At 60.0% G+C, this 25,942-nt stretch carries 26 protein-coding genes and 1 other RNA gene; 22 read left to right on the forward strand and 5 right to left on the reverse strand.

Annotated features, from left to right (window positions below):
* Window positions 1–113 precede the first annotated feature (113 nt).
* Window positions 114–1,154, reverse strand: a complete 1,041-nt coding sequence (locus ACWR1S_RS20000) for an NADP(H)-dependent aldo-keto reductase (RefSeq protein ID WP_008080271.1) — start codon at window positions 1,152–1,154, stop codon at window positions 114–116.
* 245 nt (window positions 1,155–1,399) lie between these two features.
* Between ACWR1S_RS20000 and rplM the strand changes: the two genes are divergently transcribed.
* The 7 genes from rplM (at window position 1,400) to ACWR1S_RS20035 (ending at window position 6,285) form a co-directional block, all read left to right on the forward strand.
* On the forward strand, window positions 1,400–1,828 hold the full coding sequence (rplM, locus tag ACWR1S_RS20005; RefSeq protein ID WP_007917032.1) for a 50S ribosomal protein L13: 429 nt from the start codon (window positions 1,400–1,402) through the stop codon (window positions 1,826–1,828).
* A gap of 14 nt (window positions 1,829–1,842) precedes the next feature.
* Window positions 1,843–2,235 (forward strand): 30S ribosomal protein S9, encoded by a 393-nt coding sequence (rpsI, locus tag ACWR1S_RS20010; protein WP_008080273.1) that lies wholly within the window; start codon window positions 1,843–1,845, stop codon window positions 2,233–2,235.
* 269 nt (window positions 2,236–2,504) lie between these two features.
* Complete coding sequence (gene petA, locus ACWR1S_RS20015) at window positions 2,505–3,098, forward strand: ubiquinol-cytochrome c reductase iron-sulfur subunit (RefSeq protein WP_454564700.1); 594 nt, start codon at window positions 2,505–2,507, stop codon at window positions 3,096–3,098.
* Window positions 3,098–4,309 (forward strand): cytochrome b, encoded by a 1,212-nt coding sequence (locus ACWR1S_RS20020; protein ID WP_186624761.1) that lies wholly within the window; start codon window positions 3,098–3,100, stop codon window positions 4,307–4,309. The genes petA and ACWR1S_RS20020 overlap by 1 nt, the downstream gene beginning before the upstream one ends.
* Entirely contained in the window at window positions 4,309–5,091 is a 783-nt protein-coding gene (locus ACWR1S_RS20025) for a cytochrome c1 (RefSeq protein WP_008080280.1), read from the forward strand. The genes ACWR1S_RS20020 and ACWR1S_RS20025 overlap by 1 nt, the downstream gene beginning before the upstream one ends.
* A gap of 146 nt (window positions 5,092–5,237) precedes the next feature.
* On the forward strand, window positions 5,238–5,855 hold the full coding sequence (locus tag ACWR1S_RS20030) for a glutathione S-transferase N-terminal domain-containing protein (protein WP_007917025.1): 618 nt from the start codon (window positions 5,238–5,240) through the stop codon (window positions 5,853–5,855).
* 16 nt (window positions 5,856–5,871) lie between these two features.
* Complete coding sequence (locus tag ACWR1S_RS20035) at window positions 5,872–6,285, forward strand: ClpXP protease specificity-enhancing factor (protein ID WP_007917024.1); 414 nt, start codon at window positions 5,872–5,874, stop codon at window positions 6,283–6,285.
* A 51-nt stretch (window positions 6,286–6,336) separates the two neighbouring features.
* On the opposite strand, the gene ACWR1S_RS20040 is transcribed toward ACWR1S_RS20035, so the two are convergent.
* The 4 genes from ACWR1S_RS20040 to ACWR1S_RS20055 all read right to left on the reverse strand — a co-directional run bounded on the left by ACWR1S_RS20040 (window position 6,337) and on the right by ACWR1S_RS20055 (window position 9,783).
* On the reverse strand, window positions 6,337–6,915 hold the full coding sequence (locus tag ACWR1S_RS20040) for a BON domain-containing protein (protein WP_007917023.1): 579 nt from the start codon (window positions 6,913–6,915) through the stop codon (window positions 6,337–6,339).
* Complete coding sequence (locus ACWR1S_RS20045) at window positions 6,912–7,505, reverse strand: phosphoheptose isomerase (protein ID WP_007917022.1); 594 nt, start codon at window positions 7,503–7,505, stop codon at window positions 6,912–6,914. Before ACWR1S_RS20045 ends, ACWR1S_RS20040 begins: the two co-directional genes overlap by 4 nt.
* Before the next feature lie 104 nt (window positions 7,506–7,609).
* Window positions 7,610–7,972 carry a YraN family protein gene (locus ACWR1S_RS20050; RefSeq protein WP_454564701.1) on the reverse strand — a complete coding sequence of 121 codons (363 nt, stop codon included), beginning with the start codon at window positions 7,970–7,972 and terminating at the stop codon, window positions 7,610–7,612.
* Window positions 7,972–9,783 carry a penicillin-binding protein activator gene (locus tag ACWR1S_RS20055; RefSeq protein ID WP_242206798.1) on the reverse strand — a complete coding sequence of 604 codons (1,812 nt, stop codon included), beginning with the start codon at window positions 9,781–9,783 and terminating at the stop codon, window positions 7,972–7,974. Before ACWR1S_RS20055 ends, ACWR1S_RS20050 begins: the two co-directional genes overlap by 1 nt.
* Window positions 9,784–9,960: 177 nt before the next feature.
* Here ACWR1S_RS20055 and rsmI point away from each other — a divergent pair, with 177 nt between their 5' ends.
* The 15 genes from rsmI (at window position 9,961) to ACWR1S_RS20130 (ending at window position 25,935) form a co-directional block, all read left to right on the forward strand.
* On the forward strand, window positions 9,961–10,866 hold the full coding sequence (gene rsmI, locus ACWR1S_RS20060; RefSeq protein ID WP_454564702.1) for a 16S rRNA (cytidine(1402)-2'-O)-methyltransferase: 906 nt from the start codon (window positions 9,961–9,963) through the stop codon (window positions 10,864–10,866).
* Window positions 10,867–10,939: 73 nt separating this feature from the next.
* Window positions 10,940–11,293, forward strand: an RNA gene (rnpB, locus tag ACWR1S_RS20065) — RNase P RNA component class A.
* A 402-nt stretch (window positions 11,294–11,695) separates the two neighbouring features.
* The gene (mraZ, locus tag ACWR1S_RS20070) at window positions 11,696–12,151 is read left to right on the forward strand and encodes a division/cell wall cluster transcriptional repressor MraZ (RefSeq protein ID WP_007917012.1); all 456 of its coding nucleotides are present in this window, start codon (window positions 11,696–11,698) and stop codon (window positions 12,149–12,151) included.
* Window positions 12,148–13,095, forward strand: coding sequence for a 16S rRNA (cytosine(1402)-N(4))-methyltransferase RsmH (gene rsmH, locus ACWR1S_RS20075; RefSeq protein WP_008082779.1), 948 nt, complete (start codon window positions 12,148–12,150; stop codon window positions 13,093–13,095). Before mraZ ends, rsmH begins: the two co-directional genes overlap by 4 nt.
* Complete coding sequence (gene ftsL, locus ACWR1S_RS20080; protein ID WP_007917008.1) at window positions 13,092–13,385, forward strand: cell division protein FtsL; 294 nt, start codon at window positions 13,092–13,094, stop codon at window positions 13,383–13,385. The genes rsmH and ftsL overlap by 4 nt, the downstream gene beginning before the upstream one ends.
* Window positions 13,385–15,124, forward strand: coding sequence for a peptidoglycan D,D-transpeptidase FtsI family protein (locus tag ACWR1S_RS20085; protein WP_172828212.1), 1,740 nt, complete (start codon window positions 13,385–13,387; stop codon window positions 15,122–15,124). Before ftsL ends, ACWR1S_RS20085 begins: the two co-directional genes overlap by 1 nt.
* Entirely contained in the window at window positions 15,124–16,587 is a 1,464-nt protein-coding gene (locus ACWR1S_RS20090) for a UDP-N-acetylmuramoyl-L-alanyl-D-glutamate--2,6-diaminopimelate ligase (protein ID WP_454564703.1), read from the forward strand. Before ACWR1S_RS20085 ends, ACWR1S_RS20090 begins: the two co-directional genes overlap by 1 nt.
* Entirely contained in the window at window positions 16,580–17,947 is a 1,368-nt protein-coding gene (locus ACWR1S_RS20095; RefSeq protein WP_175553240.1) for a UDP-N-acetylmuramoyl-tripeptide--D-alanyl-D-alanine ligase, read from the forward strand. Before ACWR1S_RS20090 ends, ACWR1S_RS20095 begins: the two co-directional genes overlap by 8 nt.
* Window positions 17,947–19,029, forward strand: coding sequence for a phospho-N-acetylmuramoyl-pentapeptide-transferase (mraY, locus tag ACWR1S_RS20100; protein ID WP_201146592.1), 1,083 nt, complete (start codon window positions 17,947–17,949; stop codon window positions 19,027–19,029). The genes ACWR1S_RS20095 and mraY overlap by 1 nt, the downstream gene beginning before the upstream one ends.
* 5 nt (window positions 19,030–19,034) lie before the next feature.
* Window positions 19,035–20,381: a UDP-N-acetylmuramoyl-L-alanine--D-glutamate ligase gene (murD, locus tag ACWR1S_RS20105; protein ID WP_454564704.1), complete on the forward strand. Its 1,347-nt coding sequence runs from the start codon at window positions 19,035–19,037 to the stop codon at window positions 20,379–20,381.
* Window positions 20,378–21,595, forward strand: a complete 1,218-nt coding sequence (gene ftsW, locus ACWR1S_RS20110; protein ID WP_007916996.1) for a putative lipid II flippase FtsW — start codon at window positions 20,378–20,380, stop codon at window positions 21,593–21,595. Before murD ends, ftsW begins: the two co-directional genes overlap by 4 nt.
* Complete coding sequence (gene murG, locus ACWR1S_RS20115; RefSeq protein ID WP_454564705.1) at window positions 21,585–22,655, forward strand: undecaprenyldiphospho-muramoylpentapeptide beta-N-acetylglucosaminyltransferase; 1,071 nt, start codon at window positions 21,585–21,587, stop codon at window positions 22,653–22,655. Before ftsW ends, murG begins: the two co-directional genes overlap by 11 nt.
* Complete coding sequence (murC, locus tag ACWR1S_RS20120; protein ID WP_454564706.1) at window positions 22,648–24,108, forward strand: UDP-N-acetylmuramate--L-alanine ligase; 1,461 nt, start codon at window positions 22,648–22,650, stop codon at window positions 24,106–24,108. Before murG ends, murC begins: the two co-directional genes overlap by 8 nt.
* Window positions 24,105–25,064 carry a D-alanine--D-alanine ligase gene (locus ACWR1S_RS20125; RefSeq protein WP_454564707.1) on the forward strand — a complete coding sequence of 320 codons (960 nt, stop codon included), beginning with the start codon at window positions 24,105–24,107 and terminating at the stop codon, window positions 25,062–25,064. Before murC ends, ACWR1S_RS20125 begins: the two co-directional genes overlap by 4 nt.
* A gap of 4 nt (window positions 25,065–25,068) precedes the next feature.
* The gene (locus ACWR1S_RS20130) at window positions 25,069–25,935 is read left to right on the forward strand and encodes a cell division protein FtsQ/DivIB (RefSeq protein WP_007916989.1); all 867 of its coding nucleotides are present in this window, start codon (window positions 25,069–25,071) and stop codon (window positions 25,933–25,935) included.
* The last annotated feature ends 7 nt before the right edge of the window (window positions 25,936–25,942 follow it).

Below are 25,942 nucleotides of genomic sequence, written 5' to 3' on the forward strand. Positions count from 1 at the left end.
CCGCGTTCCACTTTGGTGGTGATCTGATCGGCCTCTTCGCGAGCAGGCTCGCTCCCACAGGGGATCACCGTACCTGTGGGAGCGAGCCTGCTCGCGAAGCTTTTAGCGGTCAATCAAGGCGCTGGGTTCGGATGATCCTTGTGAATCGCCTCGATCCCTTCCAGCACTTCATCGGAAAGCTTCAGATCGAAACTGGCAATGTTGCTGTCCAGTTGCTCCAGCGTCGTCGCCCCAATGATGTTGCTGGTGACAAATGGTTGCTGCGTGACAAACGCCAGTGCCATTTGCGCCGGATCCAGGCCGTGCTCACGGGCCAGCGCCACATAACGACTGCACGCTGCTTCCGACTGCGCGTTGAAGTAGCGGCTGAAGCGGCTGTAGAGGCTCAGGCGGCCTTTCGGCGGACGAGCGCCACCTTCGTATTTACCTGACAGGAAACCAAACGCCAGCGGCGAATAAGCGAGCAGGCCGCATTGTTCGCGGATGGCAATTTCCGCCAGACCGACTTCGAAGCTGCGGTTGAGCAGGTTGTACGGGTTCTGGATCGACACCGCGCGCGGCCAGCCACGGGCTTCGGCCAGCGCCAGAAAACGCATGGTGCCCCACGGCGTTTCATTGGACAGGCCGATGTGGCGGATCTTGCCGGCCTTCACCTGTTCGTCGAGTGCTTCAAGGGTGTCTTCCAGCGGCGTCAGGTTGGCTTCGATCTTGTGTTTGTAGCCCAGCTGTCCGAAAAAGTTGGTGCTGCGCTCCGGCCAGTGCAGTTGATACAGATCGATGTAGTCGGTCTGCAGGCGTTCGAGGCTGGCGTCCACCGCGGCGGTGATGTGCTGGCGGTTGTGGCGCAGGTTTTTGTCGCGGATGTAGTCGATGGTGTTGCCGGGGCCGGCAATCTTGCTGGCGAGGATCCAGTCCGCGCGATCGCCGCGACTTTTGAAGTAATTGCCGATGTAGCGCTCGGTGGTGGCGTAGGTTTCGGCTTTTGGCGGCACCGGGTACATCTCGGCGGTGTCGATGAAATTGATCCCGGCCTCTTTGGCCCGTTCGATCTGGGCGAAGGCTTCAGCTTCAGTGTTTTGCTCGCCCCAGGTCATGGTGCCGAGGCAGATTGCACTCACGTTCAGGTCGGTACGGCCTAGCTGGCGATAGTCCATCGGGTGCTCCTTGGGCAAAACAATCATAAAAGCAGGTTGAAATATTTTTCGCAATCTGCATAATTGCCGACCTCTTTCTGCAGTGGAAGTGATGCGCCGCCGCCGAAGAATCTTGCCGTTGAACGGACGCGCCGACCCGAGCCCCCGAAAGCGTCTGTATCCGGCTGCCTTTGACTTGTCAAAGTACGCACTATTCAGTAAGATCCGCCGTCTAATTTACAGGGCGGCCCCTGAGGCTATAAAGAATGAAAACTTTTACTGCTAAACCGGAAACAGTAAAGCGCGACTGGTTTGTCGTCGACGCTGCTGGTCAGACCCTGGGTCGTCTGGCCACCGAAATCGCGAGCCGTCTGCGTGGCAAGCACAAGCCTGAGTACACTCCTCACGTTGACACCGGCGACTACATCGTCGTAATCAACGCTGAGCAGATTCGTGTTACCGGTGCTAAAACCACTGACAAAATGTACTACTCCCACTCCGGTTTCCCGGGCGGCATCAAGTCGATCAACTTTGAAAAGCTGATCGCCAAAGCCCCTGAGCGCGTGATCGAGACCGCGGTTAAAGGCATGCTGCCTAAAAACCCACTGGGTCGCGACATGTACCGTAAGCTGAAAGTCTATGCGGGCGCTGCACACCCACATACTGCTCAGCAGCCCCAAGAACTGAAGTTTTAACGGAATAGTACATTATGTCGGCGACTCAAAATTACGGCACTGGCCGTCGCAAGACCGCAACCGCACGCGTTTTCCTGCGTCCGGGTACTGGTAACATCTCCATCAACAACCGTTCGCTGGAAAACTTCTTCGGCCGCGAAACTGCCCGCATGGTAGTTCGCCAGCCGCTGGAGCTGACTGAGACTGTCGAGAAGTTCGACATCTACGTCACCGTGATCGGCGGTGGTGTAAGTGGTCAAGCTGGCGCAATCCGCCACGGCATCACTCGCGCTCTGATGGACTACGACGAAACCCTGCGTGGCGCTCTGCGCAAAGCTGGCTTCGTTACTCGCGACGCCCGTGAAGTTGAACGTAAGAAAGTTGGTCTGCGTAAAGCGCGTAAGCGTCCGCAGTACTCGAAGCGTTAATTCCGCTTCCGCGTTCAAAAAGAACGCCCGCCTCCTCACGGAAGCGGGCGTTTTTTTATGCCTGTGATTTATCAAAGAATTGCGCTGCGACAACTTGCCACTTCCGTAGACCCCCTATACTGCAAGGCTTGAGGGTAAGAGCTCCGGGTAATTCCCTTGTCAGAATTGGGGCTTTTCATTACCATTCGGCAAAATTTTTATAAGTAACATTGATTTATTTAGTAGATGCCTGATTTAACAGGCCACAAAAGCTGATGGGAGAGGACTGAATGAGCAATGACGGCGTGAATGCAGGCCGGCGTCGCTTCTTGGTAGCAGCCACATCCGTGGTGGGTGCTGCAGGAGCGGTGGGGGCTGCGGTCCCGTTCGTGGGGTCATGGTTTCCCAGTGCCAAGGCGAAAGCCGCCGGTGCACCGGTGAAAGTGAATGTCAGCAAAATCGAGCCAGGACAGCAGATGATTGCTGAGTGGCGCGGCCAGCCGGTGTTCATTGTCCGCCGTACTGCGGAAATCCTGGGGAATCTCAAAAAGATCGAGGGCCAGCTCTCCGATCCAACCTCCAAAAACTCCGCGCAACCTACCTATGTCGACCCTGAAGTGCGCTCGATCAAGCCGGAAATTCTGCTGCTGATCGGGATCTGCACACACCTGGGTTGCTCACCAACCTTCCGTCCCGAAGTGGCACCTGCGGATCTCGGTAAAGACTGGGTCGGTGGCTATTTCTGCCCTTGCCACGGTTCCCACTACGATCTGGCTGGTCGCGTCTACAAGTCGCAACCTGCGCCTTTGAACCTGCCAGTTCCCCCGCATTCCTATGAGACCGATGACCTGATTGTCATTGGCGTCGATACGGAGAAAGCGTGATGAGCAAGTTCATGGATTGGGTTGATGCGCGCTTTCCTGCAACCAAAATGTGGGAAGACCATCTCAGCAAGTATTACGCTCCAAAAAACTTCAACTTCTTCTACTTCTTCGGCTCCCTGGCGCTGCTGGTTCTGGTGAATCAGATCGTCACGGGTGTCTGGCTGACGATGAGCTACACGCCGTCGGCAGAAGAGGCCTTTGCTTCCGTTGAATACATCATGCGCGACGTCGAGTACGGCTCGATCCTGCGTCTGCTGCACTCGACCGGCGCTTCGGCGTTCTTCATCGTGGTTTATCTGCACATGTTCCGTGGTCTGCTCTACGGTTCGTACCAGAAGCCGCGTGAGCTGGTCTGGGTCTTCGGCATGCTGATTTATCTGGCGCTGATGGCCGAGGCGTTCATGGGGTACCTGCTGCCATGGGGCCAGATGTCGTACTGGGGCGCCCAGGTGATCATCTCGCTGTTCGGTGCGATACCCGTCATCGGCAACGACCTGACGCAGTGGATTCGTGGTGACTACCTTATCTCCGGAATCACCCTCAACCGCTTCTTCGCCTTGCACGTTGTCGCGCTGCCGATCGTGATTCTCGGTCTGGTGGTGCTGCACATTCTGGCGTTGCACGAAGTCGGTTCGAACAACCCTGACGGCGTCGACATCAAGAAGCACAAAGATGAAAACGGCATCCCGCTGGACGGCATTGCTTTCCACCCGTACTACACCGTGAAAGACATTGTCGGTGTCGTGGTGTTCCTGTTTATCTTCTGCTTTATTGTGTTCTTCTTCCCGGAAATGGGCGGCTACTTCCTCGAAAAACCAAATTTCGAGCAAGCCAACCCGTTCAAGACGCCAGAACACATTGCCCCGGTTTGGTACTTCACGCCGTTCTACGCAATCCTGCGTGCAATCCCCGACAAACTCATGGGCGTTATCGCCATGGGGGCGGCGATTGCCGTGCTGTTCGTGTTGCCATGGCTCGATCGCAGTCCGGTCAAGTCAATGCGCTATAAAGGCTGGATGAGCAAAATCTGGCTGCTGGTGTTCTGCATTTCGTTCGTGATTCTCGGCGTTCTTGGTGTGCTTGCGCCGACGCCGGAGCGAACCTTGCTGTCGCAGGTCTGCACCTTCCTGTACTTCGCCTACTTCATTCTGATGCCGTTCTACACCAGGCTCGAGAAGACCAAACCGGTTCCGGAAAGGGTGACTGGCTGATGAAAAAGTTATTTTTTGCTCTGATTTTTGCTGCGTTGCCTGTGCTGTCTTTCGCCGCTGAACACGGTGGTCCGGAGCTGGAAAAAGTCGACATCGATGTCTCCGACAAAGCTGCCTTGCAGGACGGTGCGCGCACCTTCGCCAACTATTGCATGGGTTGCCACAGTGCCAAGTTCCAGCGCTACGAGCGGGTTGCCGATGATCTCGGTGTTCCGCACGAACTGATGCTGGAGAAGCTGGTGTTCACCGGCGCCAAGATCGGTGATCACATGACCATCGGTATGCAGCCGGCAGACGCCAAGACTTGGTTCGGCGCGGCACCACCGGATCTGACTCTGGTCGCTCGTGTGCGTGGCACCGACTGGCTGTACGGTTACCTGAAGTCGTTCTACGAAGATCCTGCGCGTCCATGGGGCGTGAACAACAAGGTCTTCCCGAACGTCGGCATGCCTAACGTGCTGGTCGGCCTGCAGGGTCGTCAGGTCGTGGGTTGCAAGCAGGTGCAGATCGTCGAGGACGGCAAGAAGCAATATGATCCGCTGACCGGTACGCCTCTGACCCATGAGGCGTGCGATCAACTGACCATCGTGCCGAAATCCGGTGCTCTGAACGAAGAGCAGTTCGATGAGAAGGTCAAGAATCTGGTAACCTTCCTGGCTTACTCGGCTAACCCGGTTAAGCTGCAACATCAGCGCATCGGTACTTATGTCTTGCTGTACCTGGCGTTCTTCTTTGTGTTCGCCTACCTGCTCAAGCGTGAATACTGGAAAGACGTGCACTGATACGCTTCAAGCATTGCTGTTAATCGCGCGCGCCCAAGGGCGCCTCCGATAACGCAACGTCTGGTCAGCCAGAGGTTGCGGGAGGCGCCCTCTGGGCGCGCGCGTTTTTCCGGTTCCGATAATTTCAACAAGCGAGGAGGATCGCCATGGGCGTGACCAATCGGTTGGCCTGTTACTCCGACCCCGCCGACCACTATTCCCACCGAGTGCGCATTGTGCTTGCAGAGAAGGGTGTCAGCGCCGAGATCATTTATGTGGAAGCTGGTCGCCAGCCGCCTAAACTGATTGAGGTAAACCCTTACGGCAGTCTGCCGACGCTGGTCGATCGTGACCTGGCGTTGTGGGAGTCGACCGTGGTGATGGAATATCTGGATGAGCGTTACCCGCACCCGCCATTGATGCCGGTTTACCCGGTGGCGCGTGCCAACAGCCGTTTGCTGATTCATCGCATTCAGCGCGACTGGTGTGGTCTGGTGGATCTGATTCTGGATCCCAAGTCCAAGGAGGCTGCGCGTGTCGTGGCGCGCAAGGAATTGCGTGAAAGCCTGACGGGCGTGTCGCCGCTGTTTGCCGACAAGCCGTTTTTCCTCAGTGAGGAACAAAGTCTGGTGGATTGCTGCCTATTGCCAATACTCTGGCGTTTGCCGATTCTGGGTATTGAACTGCCGCGGCCAGCCAAGCCGCTGCTTGATTATATGGAGCGCTCGTTTGCGCGTGAGGCTTTCCAGGCGAGTCTGTCTGGTGTCGAACGCGATATGCGCTAAGGCTTAAGGAGCCGCTATGAACTCCAGTCGACCTTATCTGGTCCGCGCGCTCTACGAGTGGATTGTTGATAACGATTGCACCCCGCACATGCTGGTCAATTCCGAATACCCGGCGGTACAAGTGCCGCAGGGTTTCGCCAGTGACGGGCAGATTGTCCTGAACATCTCGCCGAGTGCCGTGCGTCATCTGCACATGGATAACGACGTGGTGACCTTCGAAGGTCGCTTCGGTGGTGTCCCGCACAGCTTGTACGTGCCGATCAGTGCGATTCTGGGTATCTATGCCCGGGAGAATGGTCAGGGCATGGTGTTTGATCTCGAGTCGCCGATGGATGACGAGGAAGAGATCGAGTCGGATGACGACTTGCCGCCACCGGACAGTGAGCCACCGCGCCCTAGCGGCCGGCCAAGCCTGAAAGTGGTGAAGTAATAAAAAAGGCGATCCGGATGGATCGCCTTTTTTGTGCGCGGGTTTCGGCGGTCAGTCGATGTATTCGAAGAGCTTGACGATCTTCTGTACGCCGGAAACGCCTTGCACCAGATTGGTTGCCTGGGTGGCTTCCTGTTTGGTCAACAGGCCCAGCAGGTAGACGATACCGTTCTCGGTCACGACCTTGATGCGCGAGCCAGGGATACTGGCGTCGGTGAGCATCTGGGTCTTGATCTTGGAGGTCAGCCAAGTGTCGTTCTGGCGCGCCAGGAAGCCGGACGGCGGGATGACCTGCAGTTCGTTATGAACGGTTTTTACCCGTTGGACGGCGGCTGCCGCTTGCTCAGCCTTGGCTTTCAAGTCTGCGCGAGGCGTTTGGCCGGCCAGCAAGACAACACCGTTGAAACTGGTGACGACGATGTGCGAATCGTTGTCCAGGGCCGGGTCGGCCTTCGCCACGTTCACACCGACTTTGGTTTCGATCAACGAGTCGTCGATCTTGCTGCCGAAGGTGCGGGTGCCGCGGTCGTCGTCGATCGGCGCTTCACGGCTGGCGTTCACCACCGAGGTGCAGCCGCTGATGCCGAGGCACAGGGTCAAGGCCAGAAGGCCAAGGCGATTAGGGGTCATTCTTCACTCCCGAACAGTTGGCTGTCGATCAGATCGCAAAGGCAATGGATCGCCAGCAAGTGGACTTCTTGAATACGTGCAGTGACATTGGCCGGTACGCGAATCTCGACGTCCTCGGGCAACAGCAGCGACGCCATGCCGCCGCCATCGCGTCCGGTCATAGCTACGACAATCATTTCGCGATCATGTGCGGCCTGGATCGCTTGAATAATATTCGCCGAGTTACCGCTGGTCGAAATCGCCAGCAAGACATCGCCCGGCTGACCGAGCGCGCGGATCTGTTTGGAGAATACTTCGTTGTAGCTGTAATCGTTGGCGATCGAGGTGATCGTCGATGTGTCCGTGGTCAGGGCAATGGCCGGCAGGCTCGGACGCTCGCGCTCGAAGCGGTTGAGCAGCTCGGAAGAGAAGTGCTGGGCATCGCCGGCCGAGCCGCCATTGCCGCACGAAAGCATTTTGCCTTCGTTGAGCAGGGCGTTGACCATGATCTGGCTGGCTTGCTCGATGTGCGGTGCAAGTACGTCCATCGCCTGTTGCTTGGTGTCGATACTGGCCTGGAAAAGCTGGCGAATTCGGGATTGCATGTCCATCTATGTGACCTTAAGTAGCGCGGCTGTCCGGCACATGAATGTGCAGCCCGCAAAGCAAAGAGCAAAATTTGTCGGTGGGATTGTCCGGGTCGCAACGCCGACGATCAACTGTCGAAAGCATTCTGCAACCAGTTCAGCTGATCCGGATGGCTGTCGATGGCCACCACGTCGAAGCGGCAGGGGGAATTGGCCCAACGCGACTCGCGCTGAAGAAAATACTGCGCAGCGAAAATCAGTTTCTGCTGCTTGCGCCCATCGATGCTAGCGAGCGCGCCACCCCATTGAGTGTTTTTTCTGTAACGAACTTCAACGAATACTACTGTATCGCCATCAAGCATGACCAGATCAAGCTCGCCGCGTTTGCAAAACCAGTTCTGCGCCAGCAGGCGCAGACCGTGTTGTTGCAGATGCTCGAGCGCTTGGCGCTCGGCATCCTTGCCGCTTTGCGAGCGTGACCTGTCGGGCATCAGCGCGGGGTGTCCGGCAGGCGCTGAACCTGGCCGCTGACGAACTGCGCCCAAGGCAGCTGACGCACAACACGTTGGGTCTGGGTCATGCCGAGGCTGCCCGACTCACCGTCGATGCGGCTGTCTGGCAGAGCCTTGAGTTGACCCAGGCGCGGTGCCAGACGGTAGGCATCGACACCCATCGCATACAGGCGGCCGAGGCTGCCGGCGGCTTGCGGCCATTGTGCAACCACTTGCTGACGCAGTGGATCGCTGTTGTCCAGCAGCCACGGCGTTTCGCAGAAGCGAATGCCGTTCATGTCGTTGTATTGGTTGACGTCACCGCTGGCACTGTAAACGTGCGAGGTCGCATAAACCGGAACATCGCCTGCGTATTGGAAGTTCAGGGTCGGCTTGATCTGCTGCGCCTGTTGCGGCGTGGCGGCCAGGAAGATGAATTCGATGTCCTGACGACGCGACGGCTGCGCTGCTACGTTGGTGCCGGCAGCATTCTGCAGGCTCTTGGCGCGGGCTTCGCTCTGACGCAGCTGGAACATGTCGGCAATCTGCTGGGCCAGTTGCACCGGCTGATCAACGCGTTCGGTGGCGACGATGCTGCCACCGTTGGCCTGCCAGTCCTGGCTGAATGCGCGCAGGACGCGGTCGCCCCATTCGCCTTTCGGCACCATGATCGCGGCGCGGTGCAGGCCATCGGCGCGGGCACGGCGCGAGACTTCGCGGGCTTCGTCTTCAGCAGCCAGACCAAACTGGAACAGTTGCGCCGGGCCTTGGTCACCTTCGCTGTAGTTCAGCGCGAGGGTGGTGATCGGCAGTTGCGGGCGAGTGCTCAGCTGTTTGACCAGTGGTTTTTCCAGTGGGCCAACGACCAGTTGCACACCATCAGCCTGAGCCTTGCGGTAGAACTCGTCCATCGAAGTCAGTTTCGAGCTGTCGTAGAACTCGATCGCTGGCGGCTTCTGTCCGGCTTGTTGCGCCTGATAGTGCGCAGCCATGAAGCCTTCACGCAGCGCCTTGCCAACAGCGGCCAGCGGACCGTCTTGTGGCAGCAGCAGGGCGATTTTGCTCAGCGGCTGGCTGGCCAGTTCTTTGAGTTTGGTCAGCGGCAGCGGCAGGTTGATCGCGGCCGGGTGCTTTGGATTCTGCGCACGCCAGGTGTCGATCGCGGCTTGCTGCTGTTCCAGAGTGCCGGCAGATTTCACTGCCATGGCCAGGCCCATCCAGCCGCCGAGATCGTCGGTGGTGTTCGGTTGCAGTTGGTCGGTTGGCAGCGAGCCGATCAGGGTCCAGATCGCTTCGTGGTTCTTGCTCGCGGCTTCGCCTTGCAGCATCGGCGCGATGAATACGCGCTCGCGAGCGGCAGCCAGTGTCTGGCCGTCGGCCTCAAGGGCGCGGGCGTGGACGGTGCCGGTGCGCACTTGCTGTTCTTCAGGCATCTCGCCCAAATGCTGCAGGCTTGGATGGCTGAGGGCGGTCAGCGCGGCTTTCGGCTGATTGCGAGTCATCGCCAGTTCAGCGTTCAAGGTGCTGGCAAAAATCTGCTGGCCGGGCTTGAGTTGCTCCATCGGCACTTGTTGCAGGATTTGCGCGGACTGTCCGGCATTGCCCTGGCGGTATGCCAGGTCCGCTGCGCTCAGGCGCAGCAGGGCGGCTTTTTCCGGGGTTTTCGCCTGGGTAGCCTGTTCGAGCAGTTGCTCGATGCTGGCATCCGGGGTCCGTGGAAGTTCGCCAAGGCTGGAGGAAGGGGAGCTGGCGCAAGCCGCCAACAAGGCAGCGAGGCAGAGGGCAGTGAACAGCCGCAGGCAAGCGATCATGTAAGTGTTCCTGATACTCGATCAAATTAGCGTCGAATTGTACCCAAGCACTGGCCGGGGCGCGATGTTAGTGGCGTGAAACGGACAATTTAGCTGGAGTAAATGTTGCGGCGGCGCACAACGGCGTGCAAAACCGGGCTCGGCTTGAAAGCATCGCAAGCCTCGTGACGCGCTACAATGGCCGCTTTTATCGATCACGAGGTGTGCGCTTTGACTGCTCCAGGTTCCCTGAATTCCGCCGCTGGCTCGCTTTATGTGGTGGCGACGCCCATCGGCAACCTGGACGACATCAGCGCCCGGGCCCTGAAGATCCTCCGCGAAGTGGCTTTGATTGCGGCCGAAGACACCCGCCACTCGGCGCGCCTGATGCAGCATTTCGGGATCGGCACGCCGCTGGCCGCCTGTCACGAACATAACGAAAGAGATGAGGGTAGCCGCTTTATTACCCGTTTGTTGGCGGGCGATAACGTCGCGCTGATTTCCGATGCGGGGACGCCGCTGATTTCCGATCCGGGTTATCACTTGGTGCGTCAGGCCCGCGCGGCCGGGATCAATGTGGTGCCGGTGCCCGGTGCCTGCGCCCTTATCGCGGCGCTGTCGGCGGCCGGCCTGCCATCCGATCGCTTTATCTTTGAAGGTTTTCTGCCGGCCAAGTCGGTCGGGCGCAAGGCGCGACTGGAAGCCGTTAAAGAAGAGCCGCGTACGCTGATCTTCTATGAAGCGCCGCACCGCATCCTTGAATGCCTGCAGGATATGGAAGAAGTGTTTGGTGGTGAGCGTCAGGCATTGCTCGCCCGCGAAATCACCAAAACCTTTGAAACGCTTAAAGGTCTGCCATTGGCCGAGCTGCGCGCGTTTGTCGAGTCCGACAGCAATCAGCAGCGCGGCGAATGCGTCGTGTTGGTGGCTGGCTGGACTGCGCCGGAGTCTGAAGAAGCGGTCAGCAGCGAGGCGATGCGCATCCTTGATCTGCTGCTCGAAGAAATGCCGCTCAAGCGTGCCGCCGCGTTGGCCGCGCAGATCACCGGCGAGCGCAAAAACGTGTTGTATCAGGTCGCGCTGGAAAAACAGAAAGGCGTGTAAGCCGTCGCCCATAGCGGTCTTGAGGCTTTTAGCGCTTGTTCTTCAGGCGCTCTGCCGTTAACCTTCGCGGCGGAGAGTCGATCGGACAGTCGCTGCCCTCTATGAAAATTAGGGGGGGGAGGAAAGTCCGGGCTCCATAGGGCGAAGTGCCAGGTAATGCCTGGGAGGCGTGAGCCTACGGAAAGTGCCACAGAAAATAACCGCCTAAGCGCGCAAGCGCCGGTAAGGGTGAAAAGGTGCGGTAAGAGCGCACCGCACGTCTGGCAACAGTTCGTGGCTAGGTAAACCCCACTTGGAGCAAGACCAAATAGGGTCCCAAGGCGTGGCCCGCGCTGGGACCGGGTAGGTTGCTAAAGATGTCCAGTGATGGCCATCGTAGACGAATGACTGTTCAAGACAGAACCCGGCTTACAGATCGACTCTCCACCTTTTTCTTTCCCTGCTTGAATCATTGGCAACAGGGCTGTGTAATATCAGCAGGCCTGCTCTGAAAGTTCGGCAGCGGCAAACGCAGTAATAGCCATTTCCCACCTTGCTTCAATCAACAGCAGAAGCGCTTTTGTAATACCGAAAAAATCTTACTCTTAACAAATTACTTTAACTTTCGAGCGCAGCTATCAGTGCTGCATCAAGTTATAGGTCGAAAGTCCGCGCCAGATTGTCGTTACACCTCCTTTTATGCTCCTAAATCTCCGTTCTGTAAGGGTTTTCCTTTAATCCGCGCCTTGACGGTGTGGTGGGCGCATTCCTATAGTGTGCGCAAGTGGCGGAAAGTGGCATGAAGTGGGTTTTTTGAGCTCAAAACGATAAAAATTGGAGAAACGCAGACGTGTTTCGCGGAGCTAACGCTATCAGTCTCGATGCAAAGGGCCGTCTCGCCATGCCGAGCCGGTACCGTGACGAGCTCGATTCGCGCAGTTCCGGCCAATTAATCGTGACTATTGATGCCGTTGATCCGTGCCTGTGTGTCTATCCGCTCGACGAGTGGGAAATTATTGAAACCAAGTTGCGCGCGCTTCCTTCGCTTCGCGAAGAGAACCGTCGCCTGCAGCGTTTGCTGATTGGTAATGCCGTCGACCTCGAGCTCGATGGCAGTGGTCGTTTTCTGGTTCCACCGCGTCTGCGCGAATACGCCAAGCTCGATAAGCGCGCAATGCTGGTAGGCCAACTGAACAAGTTCCAATTGTGGGACGAGGATGCATGGAACGCGGTATCTGCCGCTGACCTTGCTGCCATTCAACAACCGGGCGCGATGCCTGATGAACTGCGTGATTTGATCCTGTGACTATTGATAGCGGCTTTAACCACATCACCGTACTGCTTGACGAAGCCGTCGAGGCTCTCGCCGTACGTCCTGATGGCTGCTATCTGGACGGTACGTTCGGGCGCGGTGGCCACAGCCGGTTGATCCTCAGCCAGCTCGGCACCGACGGTCGGCTCATCGGGTTCGACAAAGATCCACAAGCGATTGCCACCGGGCAAACGCTAGCGGCCGAAGACGGCCGCTTTGTCGTTGTGCAGCGCAGCTTTGCCGAGCTCGGTTCGGTGGTTGCCGAGCAAGGCTTGAGCGGCAAGGTCAGCGGCATTCTGCTGGACCTCGGCGTGTCTTCGCCGCAGCTCGACGACGCCGAGCGCGGCTTCAGTTTCCTCAACGACGGCCCGCTGGACATGCGCATGGATCCGTCCCGTGGCATCAGCGCTGCCGAATTCGTCAACACCGCGCCGGCTGAGGAAATCGCCCGGGTGTTCAAGGAATACGGCGAAGAACGTTTCTCCGGTCGTATGGCTCGCGCCGTCGCCGAGCGTCGCGATATCAAGCCGTTCGAGCGCACTGCCGATCTGGCCGAAGTATTGAAAGTCGCCAACCCGGCTTGGGAAAAGGGCAAGAACCCGGCCACCCGTGCATTCCAGGGTTTGCGCATTCACGTCAATAACGAACTGGGCGATCTGGAAGCCGGCCTCGAAGCCGCACTGGACGCTCTGGAAATTGGCGGCCGCCTGGTGGTGATCAGCTTCCACTCGCTGGAAGACCGCATCGTCAAACTGTTCATGCGCAAACTGGTGAAAGGCGAAGCCGACAACCTGCCGCGCAACCTGCCGGTTCGCCACGTCGCGTTCGAACCGAAAATCAAAGTCCATGGCAAAGCGCAGACGGCCTCCGACGCCGAACTCAAAGCCAACCCACGTTCCCGTAGCGCCGTCATGCGCGTGGCGGAGAAGCTGCGGTGAGCAAGCTTTTCGCCAAGCCACTGCCTGGCGGCAGCTTTCTGATGCTGCTGCTGTTCATCGGCGTGCTCGTGTCGGCCATCGCCGTGTCGTACAGCGCGCACTGGAACCGGCAGTTGCTCAACACCCTTTATAACGAACTCAGCGTGCGCGACAAGGCGCAGGCCGAGTGGGGCCGTCTGATTCTCGAGCAGAGCACCTGGACCGCGCACAGCCGTATCGAAGTGCTGGCCACCGAACAGCTGAAAATGCACATCCCCGGCGCGGCTGACGTGAAGATGGTGGCGCCATGATGAAACTCGAAGGCGCACTGTTCCCATGGCGCTTCCGCCTGATGGTGGCGCTGCTCGGCGTGATGGTCGCGGCGATCTGCTGGCGCATCATCGACCTGCAAGTGGTTGACCGTGACTTCCTCAAAGGTCAGGGCGACGCGCGCAGTCTGCGTCACATCCCGATTCCGGCTCACCGTGGTCTGATCACCGACCGTAACGGCGAGCCTTTGGCCGTGAGTACCCCGGTGACCACGCTGTGGGCCAATGCCAAGGAAATGCAAACGGCGAAAGAGAAGTGGCCAGCATTGGCCGCCGCGTTGGGCCAGGATCCGAAAGCCCTGACCGAACGCCTCGAAGCTCAGGCCAACAAAGAATTCATTTATCTGGTGCGCGGGCTGACCCCCGAGCAGGGCCAGTCTGTGCTCGATCTGAAAGTGCCGGGCGTCTATGGCATCGAAGAGTTCCGCCGGTTCTACCCGGCCGGTGAAGTCACCGCGCACATGGTCGGGTTTACCGACATCGATGACCACGGTCGCGAAGGTGTCGAACTCGCTTATGACGAATGGCTGGCCGGGGTGCCGGGCAAACGACAGGTCATCAAGGATCGGCGCGGTCGGCTGATCAAGGATGTCCAGGTCACCAAAAACGCCAAGGCCGGCAAGCCCTTGGCGTTGTCCATTGACCTGCGTCTGCAATATCTGGCCAACCGCGAACTGCGCAACGCGATCATCGAGAACGGCGCCAAGGCCGGCAGTCTGGTGATCATGGACGTCAAGACCGGCGAGATTCTCGCCATGGTCAACCAGCCGACCTACAACCCGAACAACCGTCGCAACCTGCAGCCGGCGATGATGCGTAACCGCGCGATGATCGACGTGTTCGAACCGGGTTCGACCATGAAAGCCATCTCGATGAGCGCGGCGATCGAGTCCGGTCGCTGGAAACCGAGCGACACTGTCGAGGTGTATCCGGGCACTCTGCAGATCGGCAAATACACGATCAAGGACGTTTCCAAGAGCGAAGGCCCGGTGCTGGACATGACCGGCATTCTGATCAATTCCAGTAACGTCGGCATGAGTAAGGTCGCGTTCGATATCGGCGGTGAAACCATTTACCGGCTGGCACAGAAAGTTGGCCTGGGTCAGGACACCGGTCTCGGTTTCCCGGGTGAGCGCGTCGGTAACCTCCCCAATTACCGGGATTGGCGTAAAGCCGAGACCGCGACCCTGTCCTACGGCTACGGTATTTCCGTGACCGCGATTCAGCTGGTTCACGCGTTCTCGGCGTTGGCCAACAACGGTCGGCTCGCGCCGCTGACCCTGATCAAAACCGACAAGCCGCCGCAGACCACGCAAGTGCTGCCGGAAGCCGTCGCGAAAACCATGCAAGGCATGTTGACCCAAGTGATCGAAGCGCCGCGCGGCGTGTTCCGTGCGCAGGTGCCGGCGTATCACGTGGCGGGCAAGTCGGGTACTGCGCGTAAGACCTCGGTGGGCACCAAAGGCTACGCGGAAAACTCGTATCGCTCGCTGTTCGCCGGTTTCGGCCCGATGAGCGATCCGCGTTACGCCATCGTTGTGGTGATCGACGAACCAAGCAAGGCCGGCTACTTCGGTGGTCTGGTATCGGCGCCGGTGTTTAGCCGCGTGATGTCCGGCACCCTGCGCCTGATGAACGTAACGCCGGACAACTTGCCGACGACGCAACAAGCCAACGCTACCCCGGTCATTCCGCTGAAAGCCAATGGAGGGCGCGGCTGATGTCATTAAGTCTGAACAAGATATTCCCCCACGCCGGCCACGATCTGTTGATCCGTGAATTGGCGCTGGACAGCCGCAACGTGCGCGCAGGGGATCTGTTCCTCGCCGTGCCTGGCGGCAAATTCGATGGCCGTGCACACATTGCCGATGCCCTGCAACGCGGCGCGGCGGCTGTAGCTTATGAAGTGGAAGGTGCCACCGTGCTGCCGATCACTGACGTGCCGCTGATTCCGGTCAAAGGCCTGGCCGCGCAGCTGTCTGACATCGCCGGGCGTTTTTACGGCGAGCCAAGTCATCACCTGAATCTGATCGGCGTGACCGGCACCAACGGCAAGACCAGCGTGACCCAATTGGTTGCGCAGGCGCTGGATCTGCTCGGCCAGCATTGCGGTATCGTCGGGACCTTGGGTTCCGGCTTCTATGGCGCACTGGAAAGTGGTCTGCACACCACGCCGAACCCGATCGCCGTGCAAGCGACCCTTGGCGACCTGAAAAAGGCCGGCGCCAAAGCCGTGGCCATGGAAGTCTCGTCCCACGGTCTGGATCAGGGTCGCGTTACTGCCTTGGCGTTCGATGTCGCGGTGATGACCAATCTGTCCCGCGATCACCTGGATTATCACGGCACCATGGAGGCGTACGCCGAGGCCAAGGCCAAGCTGTTCGCCTGGAATGATCTGAAATGCCGCGTGGTCAACCTCGACGACGATTTCGGCCGGCAACTGGCCGCGGAAAAACGTGAGTCGCGCCTGATCACTTACAGCCTGCTCGACAGCAGCGCGTACCTGTTCTGCCGCGAAGCGCAGTTTGACGACCACGGTGTGCGCGCCACATTGGTGACGCCGCAGGGCGAGCATCATCTGCGCAGCACGCTGCTCGGCCGCTTCAATCTGAGCAACGTACTGGCAGCCGTCGGTGCCTTGCTCGGTCTGGATTACGCGCTCGACGAAATTCTCAAAGTGCTGCCAAAACTCGAAGGCCCGGCCGGTCGCATGCAGCGTCTGGGTGGCGGTACGCAGCCGTTGGTGGTGGTCGATTACGCCCACACCCCGGACGCTCTGGAAAAAGTCCTGACCGCGTTGCGCCCGCATGTCAAAGGTCAGTTGCTGTGCCTGTTCGGCTGCGGCGGTGACCGTGATCGCGGCAAACGTCCGTTGATGGCCGAAGTGGTCGAGCGTCTGGCCGATCAGGTGCTGGTCACCGACGACAACCCGCGCACCGAAGATCCAGCAGTGATTTTCGATGACATCCGCGCCGGTTTCACGGCTGTGGATAAAGTCACTTTTGTCGCTGGCCGTGGTCAGGCGATTGCACAACTGATTGCCGCTGCGTCCGCCGATGACGTGATTGTCCTGGCCGGTAAAGGTCACGAGGACTATCAGGAAATCAACGGCGAGCGTCACGCTTTCTCCGATCTGGTCGAGGCTGATCACGCCCTGACCGCTTGGGAGGTGGCCCATGCTTAAGGCCCTGAAGCTCAGCGAACTGACCAACGCCCTCGACGCCCGTTTGATCGCCGCCGATGCCAGTTTCGACGGCGTCAGCATCGACAGCCGTGCGATTCAGCCAGGCCAACTGTTTATTGCGTTGACCGGCCCGCGTTTCGACGGTCATGACTATTTGAATGACGTCGCCGCCAAAGGCGCGGTGGCTGCGCTGGTCGAGCGTGAAGTCGCCGACAGCACGCTGCCGCAACTGTTGGTCAAAGACACCCGTCAGGCCCTCGGCCAGTTGGGCGCGCTGAACCGTGCCGCCTTCACTCAGCCAGTCGCCGCGATCACCGGTTCCAGCGGCAAGACCACGGTCAAGGAAATGCTCGCGAGCATCCTGCGCACGCGCGGCCCGGTGCTGGCGACCCGTGGCAATCTGAACAACGACCTCGGCGCGCCGCTGACCCTGCTCGAACTGGCCCCGGAGCACACTTCCGCGGTCATCGAGCTAGGCGCCTCGCGTCTCGGCGAAATCGCTTACACCGTGGGCCTGACCAAGCCGCACGTGGCGATCCTCAACAATGCCGGCACCGCGCACGTCGGTGAGTTTGGCGGGCCGGAAAAAATCGTCGAAGCCAAAGGTGAAATCATCGACGGGCTCGCGGCCGACGGTGTCGCCGTGCTCAATCTCGATGACAAGGCTTTCGGTATCTGGAAGACCCGTGCTGGCGCGCGCAAAGTGCTGACCTTCGCCCTGAGCAACACTCAGGCGGACTTCCATGCCAGCGATCTGACCACCGATGCGCGTGGTTGCCCGGCCTTCAATCTGCACACACCTGAAGGTGTCGAGCGCGTTCAACTGAACCTGCTCGGCACCCACAACGTCGCCAATTCCATGGCCGCCGCCGCTGCCGCGCACGCCTTGGGCGTGTCGCTGTTCGGCATCGCCACCGGGCTTGGCGCCGTGCAACCGGTCAAGGGTCGCACCGTCGCGCAACTGGCGAAAAACGGCATGCGCGTGATCGATGACACTTACAACGCAAACCCCACCTCAATGTGCGCGGCCGTTGATATACTCGCCGGCTTTTCCGGCCGCACCGTCCTGGTGCTCGGAGATATCGGCGAGTTGGGCGATTGGGCGGAGCAGGGGCACCGCGACGTGGGCGAGTACGCCCGGGGCAAGGTTTCCGCGCTTTATGCCGTTGGGCCAAACATGGTTCACGCCGTAAACGCTTTCGGTGAACAGGCGCATCACTTCGGCAGCCAAGCCGAACTGATTCAGGCCCTCGACGCCGAGCAGGACACAAACACCACCATTTTGATCAAGGGTTCGCGCAGTGCAGCGATGGAAAACATCGTTGCGGCTCTGTGCGGGTCCAGTCTGGAGAAACATTAATGCTGCTGCTGCTAGCGGAGTATCTGCAACAGTTCTACAAAGGCTTCGCGGTCTTTCAGTACCTGACCCTGCGCGGGATCCTCGGTGTGCTGACCGCGCTGGTTTTGTCGCTGTGCTATGGCCCGTGGATGATCCGCACCCTGCAGAACCGTCAGATCGGTCAATCCGTGCGTAACGATGGTCCGCAATCGCACCTGTCCAAGTCGGGTACGCCGACCATGGGCGGCGCACTGATCCTGTCGTCGATTGGCGTCAGCACGCTGCTCTGGGCTGACCTGAGCAACCGTTACGTCTGGACTGTTCTGTTGGTGACCCTGCTGTTCGGCGCCATTGGCTGGGTCGACGATTACCGCAAAGTCATCGAGAAGAACTCGCGTGGTCTGCCGAGCCGCTGGAAGTATTTCTGGCAGTCGGTGTTCGGCCTCGGCGCGGCGATCTTCCTTTATATGACTGCTACCACCCCGGTTGAAACCACGCTGATTCTGCCGATGCTCAAGGACTACAGCATTCCGCTGGGCCTCGGTTTCATCGTGCTGACTTACTTTGTGATCGTCGGTTCGAGCAACGCGGTCAACCTGACTGACGGCCTCGACGGTCTGGCAATCATGCCGACCGTGATGGTCGGTGGTGGCCTCGGTATCTTCTGCTACCTGTCGGGTAACGTGAAATTCGCTGAATACCTGTTGATCCCTTACGTGCCGGGCGCGGGCGAGTTGATCGTGTTCTGCGGTGCGCTGATCGGTGCCGGGCTGGGCTTCCTCTGGTTCAACACCTATCCGGCGCAAGTGTTCATGGGCGACGTCGGTGCACTGGCACTCGGCGCGGCACTGGGCACCATCGCCGTGATCGTCCGTCAGGAAATCGTCCTGTTCATCATGGGCGGCGTGTTCGTGATGGAAACCCTGTCAGTCGTCATTCAGGTTGCGTCCTTTAAGCTGACCGGTCGCCGTGTGTTCCGCATGGCACCGATACACCACCATTTTGAACTCAAGGGCTGGCCCGAGCCGCGCGTGATCGTCCGTTTCTGGATCATCACCGTGATTCTCGTGCTGATCGGCCTTGCCACCCTGAAGCTGAGGTAGAACGAGTGTCTCTGATCGCTTCTGACCACTTCCGCATCGTTGTCGGCCTCGGCAAGAGCGGCATGTCCCTGGTTCGCTTCCTGGCGAACCGGGGCACGTCGTTTGCCGTGGCGGACACGCGGGAAAATCCACCGGAACTGGCCACGCTCAAGCGTGACTATCCGCACGTGGAAGTGCGTTGTGGCGAGCTGGACGTCGAATTCCTCTGCCGTGCCGACGAGCTCTACGTGAGCCCCGGCCTGGCGCTGGCGACCCCGGCCCTGCAAGCCGCTGCGGCCCGTGGCGTGAAACTCTCCGGCGACATCGAGCTGTTCGCGCGTAACGCGCAGGCGCCGATCGTGGCCATCAGCGGTTCCAACGCGAAAAGCACCGTGACCACTCTGGTCGGCGAGATGGCGGCTGCGGCCGGCAAACGCGTCGCCGTCGGCGGCAACCTCGGCACCCCGGCGCTGGACCTGCTCAGCGACGACGTCGAGTTGTACGTCATGGAGCTGTCGAGCTTCCAGCTGGAAACCACCGACCAGCTCAACGCTGAAGTGGCCACCGTGCTGAACATCAGCGAAGACCACATGGATCGCTATAGCGGCCTGCCGGCTTACCACCTGGCCAAGCACCGGATCTTCCGTGGCGCGAAGCAGTTCGTGGTCAATCGCCAGGATGCGCTGAGCCGTCCGTTGATGGGCGAGGGCCAGCCGTGCTGGACCTTCGGCCTGACCAAACCGGATTTCAAGGCATTCGGTATCCGCGAAGAAGACGGCGAGAAATACCTGGCCTTCGAATTCCAGAACCTGATGCCCGTGCGTGAGCTGAAGATTCGTGGCGCGCACAACCAGTCCAATGCCCTCGCGGCACTGGCGCTGGGTCATGCCGTGGGCCTGCCGTTCGACGCCATGCTCTCGGCCTTGCGCACGTTCGCCGGCCTCGAACATCGCTGCCAGTGGGTACGCGATCTCGACGGTGTGGCGTACTACAACGATTCCAAAGCGACCAACGTTGGCGCCGCACTGGCCGCCATCGAAGGCTTGGGCGCGGACATCGACGGCAAGGTCATCCTGATCGCCGGTGGCGATGGCAAGGGTGCCGAATTCAACGATCTGCGTGATCCGGTGGCGGCCAACTGCCGCGCCGTGATCCTGATGGGCCGCGACTCCGACAAGATCGGCGAAGCCATCGGTGATGCCGTGCCGCTGATTCGCGCGACCTCGCTGGTCGACGCCGTCGCGCAATGCCGCGCCGCCGCCCAGCCGGGCGATGTGGTGCTGCTGTCGCCGGCCTGTGCCAGTTTCGACATGTTCAAGAATTACGAAGACCGTGGTCACCAGTTCGTCCGCGCTGTGGAGGATCTGGCATGAGCCTGCGCAATATCATCAAACCGTATCCGTCGCCGATCATCACCGGGCGCGGTATCGACCTCGACTTTCCGATGCTCGCCGGTTGCCTGGCGCTGCTCGGTCTCGGTTTGATCATGATCGCTTCGGCGTCCACTGAAGTGGCAGCCGCGCAGTCGGGCAGTCCGCTGTACTACATGATTCGCCACCTTATTTATGTGGTGCTGGGCCTGGGCGCGTGCATCGTCACCATGATGATTCCGATCGCCACCTGGCAACGCCTCGGCTGGTTGATGTTGATCGGTGCGTTCGGCTTGCTGGTGATGGTGATCATTCCCGGCATCGGGCGCGAAGTGAACGGTTCGATGCGCTGGATCGGGTTCAGCTTCTTCAACGTGCAGCCGTCGGAAATCGCCAAAGTGTTCGTGGTGATCTACCTCGCCGGTTATCTGGTGCGGCGTCAGAAGGAAGTGCGCGAGAGTTGGATGGGCTTCTTCAAGCCGTTCATCGTGCTGCTGCCGATGGCGGGCCTGTTGCTGATGGAGCCGGACTTCGGTGCCACCGTCGTAATGATGGGCGCTGCGGCGGCGATGCTATTCCTCGGCGGGGTCGGGCTGTTCCGCTTCTCGCTGATGGTGGTGTTGGCGGTCGGTGCCGTGGTCTTGCTGATTCAAATGCAGCCGTATCGCATGGCGCGTCTGACCAACTTCGCTGACCCGTGGGCTGACCAGTTCGGCGCCGGTTATCAATTGTCGCAAGCCTTGATCGCTTTCGGTCGCGGTGAATGGCTCGGCGTCGGCCTGGGCAACAGCGTGCAGAAGCAGTTCTACCTGCCGGAAGCGCACACCGACTTCGTGTTCTCGGTACTGGCCGAAGAGCTCGGCGCGGTCGGTTCGCTGTGCACCGTTGCGCTGTTCGTGTTCGTGTGTATTCGCGGCATGTACATCGGTTTGTGGGCGGAGAAAGCCAAGCAGTTCTTCGCTGCTTACGTGGCGTACGGTCTGTCGTTCCTGTGGATTGGTCAGTTCCTGATCAACATCGGGGTGAACGTCGGCCTGCTGCCAACCAAAGGTCTGACCCTGCCGTTCCTCAGTTACGGCGGCAGTTCGTTGGTGATCTGCTGCGCCTGTCTCGGATTGTTATTGAGGATCGAGTGGGAGAGTCGAACCCATCTGGGCAGTGAAGAGATGGAATTCCATGAAAGCGACTTCGCTGAGGAGCCGAATCATGGGCGCTAACGTATTGATCATGGCCGGCGGAACCGGCGGCCACGTGTTCCCGGCGCTGGCTTGTGCCCGCGAGTTTCAGGCGCGCGGCTACACCGTGCACTGGCTCGGCACACCGCGCGGGATCGAAAATGAACTGGTGCCGGCCGCAGGGCTGGAACTGCACCGGATCAACGCCACGGGCCTGCGCGGCAAGGGCAAGCTGTCGCTGCTCAAGGCGCCGTTCATGCTGCTGAAGTCGGTGTGGCAGGCGCGGGCGATCATCCGTCGCTTGAAGCCAGTGTGCGTGGTCGGCTTCGGTGGTTATGTGACTGGCCCTGGTGGTCTTGCCGCGAAACTGGCCGGCGTGCCGGTGATCGTTCACGAGCAGAACGCCGTTGCCGGCACCGCCAATCGGTTGCTGGTGCCGTTCGCCGCCCGGGTGTGTGAAGCGTTCCCCGACACCTTTACTCTGTCGGACACCCGCCGTACCACCGGAAACCCGGTGCGCAGCGAGCTGTTCCTCGACACATCGCGCCCGGTTCTGGCTGGTCGCAAAGCGCGTTTGCTGATCCTTGGCGGAAGCCTGGGCGCAGAACCGTTGAATAAATTGCTGCCTGAAGCCCTGGCCCAAGTCGCTGCCGATTTGCGCCCGGAAGTGTTTCATCAGGCCGGCAAAAACCACGATGAAGTGACTGCAGAGCGCTACCGCGCCGCCGGCGTCGAAGCGCAGGTGCAGCCGTTCATCAAAGACATGGCCCAAGCCTATGGCTGGGCCGACCTGGTGGTGTGCCGCGCAGGCGCGTTGACCATCAGTGAGCTGGCTGCCGCCGGTCTGCCCTCGATGCTGGTGCCTTTGCCCCACGCGATCGACGATCACCAGACCCGCAACGCCGATTATTTGGCCCGTGAAGGCGCTGCCTTCCTGATGCCGCAAAGAACGACTGGTGCCGCGGACCTTGCCGCGCGCCTGACAGAGGTCTTGATGCAACCGCAACGACTCGAAGATATGGCCCAAGCGGCCCGCCGTCTGGCGAAACCCGATGCCACCCGTAGTGTGGTCGATACCTGTCTGGAGGTGGCCCATGGTTGAGAATCAGAAAGCCATGCCACAACCGGAAATGCGCCGCATCCGTCGCATCCACTTCGTCGGTATCGGCGGCGTGGGCATGTGCGGCATTGCTGAAGTGTTGTTGAACCTGGGCTATGAAGTGTCCGGTTCCGACCTGAAAGCTTCGCCGGTCACCGAGCGTCTGGAATCGTTCGGCGCGCACATCTTCATCGGCCACCGTGCCGAGAACGCCGCTGCCGCCGACGTGCTGGTGGTGTCGAGCGCTGTAAATACCTCGAACCCGGAAGTGGCGAACGCGCTTGAGCGTCGTATCCCGGTGGTGCCGCGTGCCGAAATGCTCGCCGAGCTGATGCGCTATCGCCACGGCATCGCCGTCGCCGGCACGCATGGCAAACCCCCCCCCCCCAGCCTGATCGCCTCGGTGTTCGCCGCCGGTGGTCTGGACCCGACGTTCGTTATCGGTGGCCGTCTGAATGCCGCGGGCACCAATGCCCAGCTCGGCACCAGCCGTTACCTGATCGCCGAAGCCGATGAGAGCGATGCGAGTTTCCTGCATCTGCAACCACTGGTGGCCGTGGTCACCAACATCGACGCCGACCACATGGCAACCTACGACGGTGACTTCAACAAATTGAAGAAAACCTTCGTCGAGTTCCTGCACAACCTGCCGTTCTACGGGTTGGCAGTAATGTGCCTGGACGATCCGGTGGTGCGTGAAATCCTCCCGCTGGTGAAACGTCCTACCGTGACCTACGGCTTCAGCGAAGACGCTGACGTACGCGCGATCAACATTCGCCAGCAAGGCATGCAGACCTTCTTCACCGTGTTGCGCCCGGACCGTGAGCCGTTGGACGTGTCGGTGAACATGCCCGGCAATCACAACGTGCTCAATTCGCTGGCGACCATTTGCATCGCCACCGACGAAGGCGTCAGTGATGAAGCCATTGTTCAGGGCCTGTCGGGTTTCCAGGGTGTCGGTCGACGCTTCCAGGTCTACGGCGAACTGCCGGTGGACGGCGGCCACGTGATGCTGGTCGATGACTACGGTCATCACCCGACCGAAGTCGCGGCGGTGATCAAAGCCGTACGCGGTGGCTGGCCGGAGCGCCGTCTGGTGATGGTCTACCAGCCGCATCGCTACAGCCGCACCCGCGATCTGTACGACGACTTCGTCAATGTATTGGCCGATGCCAACGTGCTGCTGCTGATGGAAGTCTATCCGGCCGGCGAAGAGCCGATTCCGGGTGCCGACAGCCGCAAGCTGTGCAACAGCATCCGTCAGCGCGGTCAGCTCGACCCGATCTACATCGAGCGTGGCGTCGATCTGGCGCCGCTGGTCAAGCCCTTGCTGCGTGCCGGCGACATCCTGCTGTGCCAGGGCGCCGGTGATATCGGCGGTCTCGCGCCGAAGCTGTTGAAAAGTGAATTGTTCGCTGGCGCCGTGGCGGCGTCGGTCGAGGGGAAGTTGAAATGACTGCTGCCTACGCCAAGCTGTTTTCCACGATCGCGCCGAAAGACTTCGGCCGCGTCGCCGTGCTCTTTGGCGGTTTGAGTGCCGAGCGTGAGGTGTCGCTGAAATCCGGTAACGCCGTGCTCGACGCACTGCAAAGCGCTGGCGTGGACGCGTTCGGCATCGACGTTGGCGACGACATTCTGCAACGTCTGCTCGGCGAAAAGATCGACCGCGCCTTCATCATTCTTCACGGCCGTGGCGGTGAAGACGGCTCCATGCAGGGGCTGCTCGAAGTGGCGGGTATTCCATACACCGGCAGTGGCATTCTGGCCTCGGCGCTGGCGATGGACAAACTGCGCACCAAGCAGGTCTGGCACAGCCTCGGGATTCCGACGCCGCGTCACGCCGTGCTGTGCAGCGAAGCCGATTGTATTTCCGCGGCGACGGAACTGGGCTTCCCTTTGATCGTCAAACCGGCGCATGAAGGTTCAAGTATCGGGATGGCCAAAGTGAGTTCTGCGTCCGAGTTGATCGACGCATGGAAAGCGGCCAGTACCTACGATTCGCAAGTCTTGGTTGAGCAATGGATTCAAGGTCCGGAGTTCACCATCGCCACCCTGCGTGACCAGGTGTTGCCTCCTATCGCCCTGGGTACACCGCACACGTTCTACGACTACGACGCCAAGTACATCGCCAACGATACCCAGTACCGCATTCCGTGCGGGCTGGATGCCGCCAAGGAACAGGAACTCATGGATCTCACGGCCAAGGCCTGTGAGGCGCTGGGTATTGCCGGTTGGGGCAGGGCGGACGTGATGCAGGACGCCGACGGGCAGTTCTGGTTTCTGGAAGTGAACACCGCTCCGGGCATGACCGATCACAGTCTGGTGCCGATGGCCGCGCGTGCGGCCGGCCTGGATTTCCAGCAACTGGTTCTGGCCATTCTGGCCGCCAGTGTTGAAGACGCTCGAGGTTAAGACGATGCAAGGCGCTCAGCTCCGACATCAGCCTCCCGCACCCGGCCGCAAGCCGGTGCCACGGGGTGCCAGCCGAATGGTGGCGAAAGAGCCGATGTCCGCGCGCCTGCCGAAAGCCAATTTCAGCTTTTTGAAGAGCCTGTTCTGGCCGGTGCTGTTGGTGGTGCTGGGCTTTGGTACTTACGAAGGTGCAACGCGTTTGCTGCCGTACGCCGACCGGCCGATCACCAAGATCGCCGTGCAGGGCGACCTGAGCTACATCAGTCAGCAAGCGGTGCAGCAGCGGATCGCGCCGTACGTGGCGTCGAGCTTCTTCACCATCGACCTCGCTGGCATGCGCACCGAGCTTGAGCAGATGCCCTGGATCGCCCACGCCGAAGTACGTCGGGTGTGGCCGGATCAGGTGGTGATCCGCCTCGAAGAACAACTGCCGGTGGCGCGTTGGGGCGACGAGTCGTTGCTCAACAACCAGGGCCAGGCGTTTACGCCGAAGGAACTGGCGAACTACGAACACCTGCCACAGCTGTTCGGCCCACAACGGGCCCAGCAGCAAGTGATGCAGCAGTATCAGGTGCTGAGCCAGATGCTGCGGCCGTTGGGCTTCTCGATTGCACGCCTGGAACTGCGTGAACGCGGGAGCTGGTTCCTGACCACCGGTGCCGGCAGTTCCGGCCCCGGCATCGAGCTGCTGCTGGGACGCGGCAACCTGGTGGAAAAGATGCGCCGCTTTATCGCCATCTATGACAAGACGCTTAAAGACCAGATTACGAACATTGCGCGCATCGATCTGCGCTACGCCAACGGCCTCGCTGTTGGCTGGCGGGAACCAGTAGCGCCGACGACAGCCCAACCCGCTGTCGCAAAGAATTAAGAAGAGG

It is taken from the genome of Pseudomonas sp. AIG, from assembly GCF_977020205.1.